This is a genomic window from Micromonospora solifontis, assembly GCF_003725545.1.
Taxonomy (GTDB): domain Bacteria; phylum Actinomycetota; class Actinomycetes; order Mycobacteriales; family Micromonosporaceae; genus Micromonospora; species Micromonospora solifontis.
Genome location: NZ_RJLN01000014.1, coordinates 78,552 through 89,705 on the forward strand (window position 1 = coordinate 78,552; position 11,154 = coordinate 89,705).

9 protein-coding genes, 1 pseudogene and 1 riboswitch are annotated in these 11,154 nt (G+C 74.0%); of the genes and pseudogenes, 4 read left to right on the top strand and 6 right to left on the bottom strand.

The genetic code is table 11. The features are described from left to right. Nucleotides 1–6 precede the first annotated feature (6 nt). Together EFE23_RS07505 and EFE23_RS07510 are read right to left on the bottom strand one after the other, a co-directional pair. Nucleotides 7–1,239 (bottom strand): hypothetical protein, encoded by a 1,233-nt coding sequence (locus EFE23_RS07505; RefSeq protein ID WP_123240172.1) that lies wholly within the window; start codon nt 1,237–1,239, stop codon nt 7–9. 108 nt (nt 1,240–1,347) lie between these two features. Next, complete coding sequence (locus EFE23_RS07510) at nt 1,348–1,551, bottom strand: cold-shock protein (protein WP_039909088.1); 204 nt, start codon at nt 1,549–1,551, stop codon at nt 1,348–1,350. Nucleotides 1,552–1,774: 223 nt separating this feature from the next. Here EFE23_RS07510 and EFE23_RS07515 point away from each other — a divergent pair, with 223 nt between their 5' ends. Beyond that, a complete protein-coding gene (locus EFE23_RS07515; protein WP_123240173.1) occupies nt 1,775–2,305 on the top strand; it encodes a GNAT family N-acetyltransferase in 531 nt (176 codons plus the stop codon). Between the two features lie 66 nt (nt 2,306–2,371). Here the strand turns inward: EFE23_RS07515 and paaN are convergent, their stop codons facing one another. Next, on the bottom strand, nt 2,372–4,045 hold the full coding sequence (gene paaN / locus EFE23_RS07520; protein ID WP_199736959.1) for a phenylacetic acid degradation protein PaaN: 1,674 nt from the start codon (nt 4,043–4,045) through the stop codon (nt 2,372–2,374). 157 nt (nt 4,046–4,202) lie between these two features. On the opposite strand from paaN, the gene EFE23_RS07525 reads away from it, so the two are divergent. After that, complete coding sequence (locus EFE23_RS07525) at nt 4,203–6,413, top strand: hypothetical protein (RefSeq protein WP_123240175.1); 2,211 nt, start codon at nt 4,203–4,205, stop codon at nt 6,411–6,413. On the opposite strand, the gene EFE23_RS07530 is transcribed toward EFE23_RS07525, so the two are convergent. The 3 genes from EFE23_RS07530 to EFE23_RS07540 all read right to left on the bottom strand — a co-directional run bounded on the left by EFE23_RS07530 (nt 6,403) and on the right by EFE23_RS07540 (nt 10,440). Then, complete coding sequence (locus EFE23_RS07530) at nt 6,403–7,575, bottom strand: GNAT family N-acetyltransferase (RefSeq protein WP_123240176.1); 1,173 nt, start codon at nt 7,573–7,575, stop codon at nt 6,403–6,405. The genes EFE23_RS07525 and EFE23_RS07530 overlap by 11 nt on opposite strands. Nucleotides 7,576–7,790: 215 nt before the next feature. After that, nucleotides 7,791–9,080, bottom strand: a complete 1,290-nt coding sequence (thrC, locus tag EFE23_RS07535) for a threonine synthase (protein WP_123240177.1) — start codon at nt 9,078–9,080, stop codon at nt 7,791–7,793. 11 nt (nt 9,081–9,091) lie between these two features. Then, a riboswitch (SAM riboswitch) is annotated at nt 9,092–9,224 on the bottom strand. 250 nt (nt 9,225–9,474) lie between these two features. Next, nucleotides 9,475–10,440, bottom strand: a complete 966-nt coding sequence (locus tag EFE23_RS07540) for a DMT family transporter (protein ID WP_123240178.1) — start codon at nt 10,438–10,440, stop codon at nt 9,475–9,477. A gap of 90 nt (nt 10,441–10,530) precedes the next feature. Between EFE23_RS07540 and EFE23_RS07545 the strand changes: the two genes are divergently transcribed. Further along, nucleotides 10,531–10,836, top strand: a complete 306-nt coding sequence (locus EFE23_RS07545; RefSeq protein ID WP_123240179.1) for an ArsR/SmtB family transcription factor — start codon at nt 10,531–10,533, stop codon at nt 10,834–10,836. 107 nt (nt 10,837–10,943) lie between these two features. After that, nucleotides 10,944–11,154 (top strand): annotated as a pseudogene (locus EFE23_RS07550) (hypothetical protein); the annotation flags it as partial.

The following is an 11,154-nucleotide window of genomic DNA, read 5'->3' on the forward strand; positions in this document are numbered from 1 at the left end:
CGCCGCTCAGCCGAGTTCCGCGGCCAGCCGGGCGACGTTCACCGGCTCGGACTGCGCACGCTGCTCGGCGTACGCGACGACCAGCCCGACGAGCTGGAACAGATAGGCCGGGGTGGCCAGCACGGCGCTCAGCACGGCCACCAGGACGGCACCCGTCGCGGTGCCCGGCGCGCTCATCGGGTCCGCCCCGAACACCAGCTTGCTCACCGCCTCCAGCACGCCGTTGACGACCGCCACGACCACGAGCGCCGCCACGACCAGCGCGACCCGGCCCAGCACCATGCCGAACCGCTTGTGCAGCATCCCGAACGAGCGGCCGATCGGGTCCTTCCGCTCGAAGAGGTAGACCGGGCCGAAGAGGGCGACCGCGAAGATCACGTAAATGCCCGGCAGCACGCAGGCGCAGAACCCCACCATGATCAACAGTGAGGCGACGATGGTCCAGCCCCACAGCCCGACGGCCCGACGCCAGCCGTACCGGAAGGCGGCGCCGGCGGTGACCGGCTCGCCGGTCGCCTGCCGGGTGACCAGCCAGGTGCCGGCGGCCCAGCCCGCGGCCTGGAGCGGGCCGAAGACCAGGCCGGCGAGCAGCACCGCGCCGTAGAAGACGAAGATGTCCCGGAAGTACCCCGCCGGCAGGGCCGGGTTGCCCGCCGGCCCGGTGACCGGCTGGCTCTCGGGGGCGAGGCCGACCGAGAGGACGGCGATCACCGCCGCCGGCACGGCCTGGCTGAGCAGCATGATCGGAAGCAGCTGCCGCCAACTGCGGCGGAGCGCGCCGGCGCACCGCTCGAACCAGCCGCCGATCCCCGCGTGCGGGGGCGGGACCAGCGGGTCAGCCGGGTCGATGCCCGGATACCAGCCGTACGGCTGGTATCCGGGCAGCGGCGGGCCGGGGTAGACCCCGCCGGGCAGCGGCGGCGGGCCGGGATACGTCCCGCCCGGCACCGGGCCGGCCGGGGCCGGCCAGGACCAGCCGTGCGGCCCGGCCGGATCGGCCGGCTGGGGCCCGCCGGGAACCGGACCCGCCGGGGCCGGCCAGGACCAACCGTGCGGCTGGCCCGCCGGATCAGGCGGGTACGCCGCCCAGGGCTGTCCACCGGGCATGGCCGGCTGCCCGGGCGCCGTGAATCCGGGCTGGCCGGGCGGGGGGAACCCGGGTGGCGTCGAACCGGCCGGGGCACCGGACGACGCCGGGGGCACCGGCTCGGTGGGGCCCGACGGGGGCTGGTCGGACATGAACCCTCCTCAGCGACGATGGCTGGAACGGCTCACGATCTTCCCTGGTGCGCGCCGGCAGCGCAGCCCCCTGATCGGGGTGGAGGTCCGCCGGAGGGCGGAGACGGATCAGGCGATGACGCGGACGTGCTCGGCCTGCGGGCCCTTCTGGCCCTGGGCGATCTCGAACTCGACCCGCTGGCCGTCGTCCAGCGCCTTGTAGCCGTCCATCTCGATCGCGGAGAAGTGGACGAAGACGTCCTGCCCGCCGTCGACGGCGATGAAGCCGTAGCCCTTTTCGGCGTTGAACCACTTGACGGTGCCCTGTGCCACGGTGCACTTCCTCACTCTGCGCGGCGTTCCACAACCCCGGCAGCCGGCGGACCGGCACCGGAGGACCACCGGTTCGGCGATCGGCGACGGCCGCTGAATCGGTGACCGAAATCGCACGCTACACGAGGCGTGACGACGGCGCACGACCACAAATCGGGCATATTTCGGCCGGCGTCGGCCCCGCCTGAGTGCCGTACCACGACGCTCCGGTATGCATGGCCACATGACCAGCGCGCCCACCCTGACCGCGGCCGGCACCGCGAACGTCCGCCGGATCCGTCCGGAGGACGCCGCCCGGATGCGCGCACTCCGGCTGGAGATGCTCGCCGACTCGCCGTTGGCCTTCCTGGAAACCGTGGCGGAGGCGGCCGCCCGCCCGCACGCCGAGTACGCGGCCCGGATCGCCGCGGTCTCCCGGGGCAGCGGCAGCGCCCAGTTCGTCGCCGATCCGGGCGGCCGCTTCGTCGGGCACGCCGGCGGCGTCGCCGCCCCGGACGAACCCGGCCTGACCATCGTCTACGCCGTCTACCTGACCCCGGCCTGGCGGGGCAGCGGGCTGCTCGACGCCCTGGTGGACCAGGTGGCGGCCTGGTCCCGGGCGTGCGGCCGGCCCGAGCTGATGATGGAGGTGGTGGTCGGCAACGACCGCGCCTACCGGGCGTACCAGCGCCTCGGGTTCGTCGACACCGGCGTCCGCGTCCCCCACCCGAGGATCCCCACCCTCAAGGAACTCCAGATGCGCAGGGCAGCCTGACCGCAGGGAGGTCAGGAAGGGGCCCCTGTGCTACCGGAGGCGTTGACAAGGGCCCCTCCCTGCACCTCAGACGTGCCGGCGCGACTGGACGATGCGGAAGCGGTTGGCGACGTAGGCGCCATCCGTGAGGGCCGAGTTGGCCGCCGGGTTCGCCCCGGAACCGTGGAAGTCGGAGAACGCCGCCGACTGGTTGACGAACACCCCGCCGGTGAGGTTGCAGGACAGGTGCACCCCGGCGTCGATCGCCGCCGCCTCGGCCGCGTCGAGCACCGCCTCGTCGGTGGAGTAGACGCCGGCCGTGAGCGCGCCCTTCTCCCCCACCGTCTCGCGCAGGATCCGCAGGCTGTGCTCGGTCGAGTCGGTCGCGATGGCGAACGAGATCGGCCCGAACCACTCCCGCGAGTAGGTCGGGGTGTCCGCCGCGTCCAGCTTCACGATGGTCGGCGTACGCACCACCGCGCCGGGGAAGGACGGGTGCTCGACGGTCCGCGACTCCAGCACCGGCTCACCGACCTTGGTCACCTCCTCCAGCCGCTCCAGCACGCCGTCGTTGACGATGGCCCCGGTCAGCTCGACGCCCCGGGCCGGGTCGGCGGTGAGCTTGCCGACCGCCGCGGCGATGCCGGCGGCCACCTCGTCGAAGCTCTTGTGCCCCTGGTCGGTCTCGATGCCGTCCCGGGGGATGAGCAGGTTCTGCGAGGTGGTGCACATCTGCCCGCTGTACAGGGTGAGCGTGAAGCCCAGGTTGCGGCAGAGGCCGGCGAAGTCGTCGGTGGAGTCGATCACCACCGTGTTCAGGCCGGCCTTCTCGGTGTAGACGGCGGCCTGCCGCGCGTTGGCCTCCAGCCAGTCGCCGTACTCGGTGGAGCCGGTGAAGTCGACGATCCGCACGGCCGGGTGCAGGGCCAGGGTGGAGGCGAGCTTCTCGTCCGCCGCCTCGGGGGCGAGCTGCACCAGGTTCGGGTCGAAGCCGGCCTCGGCGAGCACCTGGCGGGCGTACCGCACGGTGATCGCCAGCGGCAGCACCGCACGGGGGTGCGGCTTGACGATCACCGGGTTGCCGGTGGCCAGCGAGGCGAAGAGCCCGGGGTACGAGTTCCAGGTCGGGAAGGTGTTGCAGCCGATCACCAGGGCCACGCCGCGGGGCACCACGTGGAACGTCTTGCTCATCCGCAACGGGTCGCCCTTGCCGGCGGCCTTCTCCCAGCCGGCCGTCCCCGGGTGGCGGGTCATCTCGGCGTACGCGTAGGCGATCGCCTCCAGCGCCCGGTCCAGCGCGTGCGCGCCGCCGGCCTGGAAGGCCATCACGAACGCCTGGCCGCTGGTGAACTGCACCGCGTTGGCCAGCTCGAAGATGTTCTTGTGCAGCCGGTCGAGGATCTCCAGGCAGACGCCCACCCGGGCCTGCGGGCCGGCGTCGCGCCAGGCGGGCAGGGCGACGCTGGCGGCGGCCACCAACTGGTCGGCGCCCGCGTGCGGGTAACGCACGTTCAGCTCCAGGCCGAACGGGCTGACCTCGGTGGCGACGGTCCCCCCGTCGGTCGCCTGGTCAAGGGGGAAGTCGGCGTTCAGGTACGCCTCGAAGGCGGCCTTGCCGTCGGCGGCTGCGGTCTCGCCGTACACGCGGGGGCTGGGCGACTCGGGGTAGGCGGACCAGTACCCGCGCTCCGTGATCGCGGTCAGCGCACGGTTCAGGGTGTCGGCGTGCCTGTCGTACAGGGGGTGCGGGGTCTCCGTCATGCCCGCCATCATGCAACAGGAAGCCACCAGATCAGTAGGGGCGTGTCACAAGTTCGATCGTCGCCCGCCACTGGTCGAGCTGCCCCAAACCGCCCGGGAATGACCGGACCGGCACCGGGTAACCCCGCGGCCGACGACCAGGAGAGGACGGCGGCGGGTGCGGACGACCGAGATCCGGGTGCACGGCGTCGCCGACAAGGGGCCGGAGGCGATCCTGGACCGCCCGGTGGTCGTCCGGGTGGCGGGTGACCGGGACGCCGGCTTCTACCGGGTACGCCCGGGCTTCGGCGAGCCGACCGGACCGGGCGGTTCGGACCTGGAGGCGTACCGGTGGAGCGGCCTCACCGGCGGCACCGCCATCCGGACCCTCTCGCTGGTGCTGCTCCTGCCCTTCATGCTGGCCAACATCGCCATCTGGATGCTGCCCCCGGGCCGGGCCTCGGCGACGCCTGGGCGGGCGCTGTGCCGGCTGCTCGCCGCCAGCCTCACCGCGATGTACGTGCTGTCGGCCGTCGGGGTGGCGCTCGACCTGATCGGCTGGCAGTGCGCGGATTTTCCGCGCTGCCTGGAGGGACGGCGGGAGATCTCGTGGCTCGGCGGGGTGCCCCCGGGGCAGCGGCTGGCCATCCTGGCGCTGCTGCCGATCCTCGCGGTCGGGCTGGTCCGCCGGACCAGCGACCGCACCTGGCAGCTCCCCGAGGACGCGGCGACGAGGCCGCAGGGGGTGGGCGCCGACCGGCTGGACACCCGGCACTTCTGGGACAACCGGGCACTGCTGCGCCGGCTGCGTTCGCTGCACCTCGCCATCGCCCTGGGGGTGCTCGACCTGGCGCTGCTGCTGGTGCTCGTCCCGCACGACCGGAACCTGCCCGGGTATCTGCTGCTCGCGGCGGCCATCGGACTGCTGCTGGCGGCCGCGGCGCTGCTCTGCCTGCCCCAGCTGGACCGCAGGGACGCCCAGCCCTGGCTGGGCCGGGCCACGGGTGGGGCGCGGTGGGGGACGGTCGCCCTCACCGCGCTCACCGTCGGCTACGCGGCCGCGCCCCGGTCGCCCTGGTCGGCCGGCGGGGGAATGCCCGGGTACGACGTCCTCGTGGCCGCCGTCTTCACCACCCAGCTGGGGTTGCTGCTCCTCCTCGCCGGCGTGGTGCTGGCGCGACCGGCCGGACCGCGGGCATCCGCGGTGCTGGGTGGCCTGGGCGCGCCGGTCCTGATCTCCGCCGCGATCGGCCTCGCCGTGGCCTTCTCGTCCGGTTTGAGCTACGGGGTGGCCGAGTACCTGGACCGGGGTTCCAGCCCCACCCCGGCGCGACCGCTGCCACCGGGCGCCCCGCCGCTCGCTCCGCCGGTGGCGTACCGGTGGGCCGCCCTCGGGTTCTCCTTCGCCGTGGTGCTGGCCGCCGTGGTGGCGCTGGCCGGCCGCCGGTGGCACCGGTCCCGCCGTCGGCGGGAGACCGAGGAGCTGATCCGGCAGGACTTCCCCGAGGCGGCCGGGGTGCCGCCGGAGCGGGTCCGGGCGCTCCGGGACCGGATCGTCCGCGCCCGGCTCGCCGGCCGCCTCGGGCCGCTGCTGCTGGGGGCGTACGCGCTGCTGGCCGTGCTGGCCCTCGCGGGAGCGGGGCTGTCGGTCGCGCACCAGGGGCCGGAGTCGATCGCCGCCCGGGCCGGCGGGACGACCCTGGCCGGCCCGGTGATCTTCGCGACTGATCTCGGCGGCCTGCTGATCGGCCTGTTCGCCGTGGTGTTGGCCGGTGCCGGGCTGTTCGCCTACCGGTCGCCCGCGATCCGGGCGGTCGGGGTGCTGTGGGAGCTGGCCACCTTCTGGCCTCGGGCCGCGCACCCGCTGGCCGCGCCCTGCTACACCGAGCGGGCGATACCCGACCTGACCCGCCGGATCGCCCAGCTGACCGGGGACGGCGGCGCGATCGTGCTCTCCGGCCAGAGCCACGGCAGCGTGCTGGTCGCGGCCACCGTGCTGCAACTGCCCGAGTCCTGCCGCGCCCGGGTGGCCCTGCTGACGTACGCGACCCCGCTCGGTCCGCTCTACCGCCGGGTCTTCCCGGCCTACTTCGGCCCGGAGGTGCTGCGCGAGATCGGCGAGCGGCTGGACTGGAAGTGGATCAGCCTGTGGCGGAACACCGACCCGATCGGGGGGCGGATCTTCCCGGCGGGGCTGTCACCGGACGACCCGGCCGCCGGGGTGGACCGCCGGGTCCGCGACCCGGGGACACTGCTGATCCCGCCCGGGGACACCGTGCCGCCGCCGATCGGCGGACACCGGTTCGAGCCGGACGAGGACTTCCACCGGGCCGTCCGGGAGCTGGCCCGCCGGCTCGGCCGGCCGGGGGCCGGCGGGCTCAGAGCGTGAGCTGCCAGTCCGTCGAGCCGGCCACGGGCCGGAAGCCGAGCTGCTCGTTGATCGCGATCATGTGCGTGTTCTCCGCCGCGTTGTAGGTGTCGATCACGCGCAGCTCCGGCTCGTGGCTCAGGGCGTACGCGAGGTTCTCGGCCTTGCAGAGCAGTCCGAGACGGTGGCCGCGGTGCGCCGGGTCGACGATGGTGATCTGCTGCCAGGCATGTCGGACGCTGCTCGCGTCGAAGCTGAGCTGGCTCCACGCGACCAGTCGGCCGGACGCCTCGTGCACCGCGCCGACGTTGTACCGGCGGACGCCCCGGCCGTCCAGCGCCCGCTCCACGCCCCGGATCCGCTCCGCGTCCATCTGCTCCTGCTCCCACGCCAGCTCCCCGAGCGGGGCGTCGAGCAGCAGCCGGCCCTCCAGGTGGGCGACGTCGGTGACGTGCTCCTCGGGGACGTGGTCCCGCCAGCGGACCGCACGGTAGCCGTCCGCGGTTGCCCGGGCGCCGGCGAGCAGGGCCGCCAGCCGGGACCGGTCGAGCGTGGTGACGTCGAGCCGGCGGCGGACATCGGCGAGCGCCGGCCGCGCGCCGACGGCGGCGGCGAAGGCGGCCCCGGGCAGCTCCCGATGCTCCTCGCCGGGCAGCGGGGTGACGGTCGAGCCGACCATCCGCTTGCCACCGTGCTCCCGCAGCACCGTCAGGCCGTGTTCGTGCAGCGCCCGCCCCACCCCGCGCCGCCGGTACGCCGGGTCCACCACCAGGTCCACGCTGGCGTTCTCGGTGTTGTCGAGGGTGTGCAGGTACAGCCGGATCCAGCCGACAGGCCCCCCGTCGAGGCGGGCCACCGACCACCGGGCGTCGATGCCGGGCATCGGGTGCCACAGCGGCGCCTCGAACCGGCGCCGGCACGGCGGCGGAAGGTCGGGCTCGTCCACGGCCTGGGCCGCGACCGCCGTGCGGTAGACCGCGTCAAGGGTCGCCCGGTCGGCGGGGTCGAGGGGGGTGACGGAGATACCCATGCGGGTGAGCCTGCGCCACCCACAGCGAAGGGGCCAGCGGTTTTCCGCCGGCCCCTTCGGACGTTGGTCGGGAGGGACGTCCGCACAACGCCTCCGGCGTTGGGTCGCAAGAACTTGAAAAGTCTCCGGCGGATGCCCTCCCGCACGGAGCATCTTGCGCCGTCCGGTTCCTGCCGTCAAGTCCTTGTCGGCGGGTTTCCCGTACTCACAGCAAATCGCCAGTTACCCACCGGATCTTTCCGATCCCCCGCCCGGGCGATCCGCCCTCCCCCGCCCGGTCGAGTTGATCAAGGGGTTTGCGTCGGAATCGGCCCTTCCGGTGACGCAAACCCCTTGATCAACGACCTGGGGCGGGGGGCGGGGTGGGGTCAGGAGAGGAGGCCGGCGTCGCGGGCGGCGCGGAGGGTCGGCTTGATGCGGTGGGTGGGGCCGACCTGGGGGGCCACCGCGTCGAGGGTCTTGAGGCCCTCGCCGGTGTTGAAGACGACGGTCTCCGCCGCCGGGTCGAGCCGGCCGGATTCGACGAGCTTGCGCAGCACCGCGACCGTGACGCCGCCGGCGGTCTCGGCGAAGACCCCGGTGGTCCGGGCGAGCAGCCTGATCCCGGCGCGGATCTCGTCGTCGTCGGCCTGGTCCATCCAGCCACCGGTCCGGCGCACCGCCTCCAGCGCGTAGAGGCCGGCCGCGGGGTCGCCGATGTTCAGCGACTTGGCGATGCCGGTCGGCTTGACCGGGGTGATGGCGTCGGTGCCGGCGTGCAGCGCGGTGGCGATCGGGTTGCAGCCGGCGGACTGCGCGCCGAACACCTTCCAGCCGCCGGCCGGCGCCTCGACCAGGCCGATCTCGACCAGCTCGGAGAACGCCTTGTCGATCTTCGTGAGCAGCTCGCCACTGGCCATCGGGATGACGACCTGGGCGGGGATCCGCCAGCCGAGCTGCTCCGCCACCTCGTAGCCGAGGGTCTTGGAGCCCTCCGCGTAGTAGGGCCGGACGTTGACGTTGACGAAGGCGGTGTCCTCGAACTCGTCGGTCTCCACCAGCTCGCCGCAGAGCCGGTTCACGTCGTCGTACGAGCCGTCGATGGCCACCAGGTCACCGCCGTAGACGGCGGTGGTGACCACCTTGCCCTGCTCCAGGTCGCTGGGGATGAAGACCACCGAGGGCACCCCGGCGCGGGCTGCGTGGGCGGCCACCGAGTTGGCCAGGTTGCCGGTGGAGGCGCAGGCGTACCGGGTGAAGCCGAGCGCGCGGGCCGCGGTCAGCGCCACCGAGACCACCCGGTCCTTGAACGAGTGCGTCGGGTTGCCGCTGTCGTCCTTGACCCAGAGCGGCGCGGTGAAGCCCAGCTCGGCGCCGAGGCGCGGAGCCGCGACCAGCGGGGTCAGCCCCGGGTCGAGGGTCACCCGGGTGGCCGGGTCCTGGCCGGCGGGGAGCAGCGCGGCGTACCGCCAGAGGTTCTTCGGGCCGGCCTCGATCTGCTCCCGGGTGACGGTGGCCAGGGCGGCGGCGTCGTAGTCGACCTCCAGCGGGCCGAAACACTCGTAGCAGGCGTGCTGCGCGGCGAGCGGGTAGCGCGCGGAGCAGGCGCGACAGATCAGGGCGCGGGCCGGGCTGAGGGTGGTGTCGATGCCGGACGTGGCGGGAAGCGTCGACGTCATGTCGAGGAGTCCTCTCATCTTTCCCCGCATCGCCTCGTGCGGCGGGGACGGAATTGGCACCTGCCCGCCGTCGCTCGTCGTCGAGCGCGCGGGTGGTTGCCGGGGCGTCATCGGGCCGTATCCCTCAGCCCCTCTGGATGAGGTATGCAGTTGTGCCGCCGAGTCTATGCGCAGTCCGCGCGCCCACCCCCTCGGGTTCCCACGCTGTGAGCCGCCGCCCCGCCCCCTCCCGCCCTGCCGCCCTGCCGCCCTGCCGCCCTGCCCCAAGATCCGCCCTGATTCACGGAAAGAGTGGCTTCCGAAGCTCCGGAGGCCACTCTTTCCGTGAATCAGCGCGCATCTGGCGCGGGTGGAGGGCGGGTGGGGGCGGGGGCGGGTGGGGGCGGGGGCGGGGTTAGCGGGCGATGACGGCGACGGGGTCCACGACGGCGGGGCGGTCGATCACGGCGGTCGCGGGCCGGGCGGCGGACGGCTTGCGGGTGCGGGTGGCGAGGTTGGCGGCGACCAGGGCGGCGATGGTCAGCGCGGCGCCGGCCAGCTCCACCGCGCCGGGCCGGTAGCCGCGCAGGGTCTGCACCAGGAACGTGGTCACCGGGACCAGGTTCATGAAGAGCGCGGCGTCCGCCGCACCGAGCCGGCGTACCCCGGTGTTCCAGGCCAGGACCGCGAGGACCGCGGCGACCAGCACGGCGTACGCCAGCTGCGGGGCGACCGCGACGAGGTCGGCGGCGGCCGGCGCGTGCTGGAGTCCGGCGACGTCGGCGACGGCGCTCGCGGCGAGCATGGCGAGCGTGCCGGCGACGGCGGTCAGCGTGGTGTAGCGCAGCGGGGAGTACTCGGGGAAGCGGCCGGCCCCGTGCGTGTAGACTGCCCAGCTGACCACCGCGCCGATCATGAGCAGCCCGCCGGGGCCGAACTGGCCCAGCCCGTCGAGCCGGCCCCGGGTGATCACCAGGCCGACGCCGACCAGGGCGACCAGCGACAGGCCGAGCAGCGCCGGCTGGGGGCGTACGCCGTCGCGCGCCCAGCGGACGAGCTGGGTGACCAGCGGGGTGGTGGCCGCGAAGAGGGCGATCTGCTGCGGCGCGGCGTGCCCGAGGGCGAGGTTGGTGAGCACGTTGAAGCCGGCGAAGCCGACCACGCCGAGCAGCACCAGCTCGGTACGGCGCCGGCCGGCGCGGAGGGCGGCCAGCCCTTCCCGGGCGAGCAGCAGGGCGAGCAGCACGGCGGCGGCGAGCACGTACCGGGCGGTGGTCAGGTTGAGCGCGTCCACCCGGGTGAGCGCGCTGGCCAGGACGGGGAACATGACGCCCCAGCTCAGCACGGCGAAGAGCGGGAAGGCGGCGTGACGAGAGCGCATCACAGCTCCAATGTTCGAGTATCGTCGAACCAACGAACCCGACCATAGGAGGTTGTTCGACGAATGTCGAACATGGGTTACCCTGGTCACATGGAGCTGCACGAACCCGAGCTGCGGGACGTACCGGTCACCGCCGTGCTGGCGGCGCTGGCCGACGACGTACGGCTGCAGATCGTCCGGGCCCTCGCCGAGGGCGGGGAGTACGCCTGCGGCACCTTCGAGTTCGGGGTCTCCAAGGCGACCCGCAGCCACCACCTCAAGGTGCTGCGCGAGGCCGGCCTGACCCGCACCCGGGTCGCCGGCACCAGCCGGTACGTGCGGCTGCGCCGGGACGAGGTGGACCGGCTCTACCCGGGGCTGCTCGACGCGGTCCTCACCGCGCGCACCCCGTCCTGAGGCCGGTCCGCCGACGGGGCGGCCACGGGCGGCCGAGCGGCCGATGATCCGGGTGGCGCGGGCTCAGTACGGTGCGGGCACCTTCCCCCAGAGAGGACCGCCCGCCCATGCGCCGGACCCTGCCGAGCCTCGCGACCCTCGCCCTGCTCGGTTTCCTGACCGCCTGCGGAGGTGACTCCGGCGCGGTCTCCTCGGCGACCAGCACGGTCACCTCGTCCGCCGAGGCCCCGACCGCTCCGGCCGCCTCGACGCCCGCCGCGATCGCCCCCAGCGCCACCCCGAAGACCGCGCCCACGACCAGGCCGGTCGTCGCGCCCA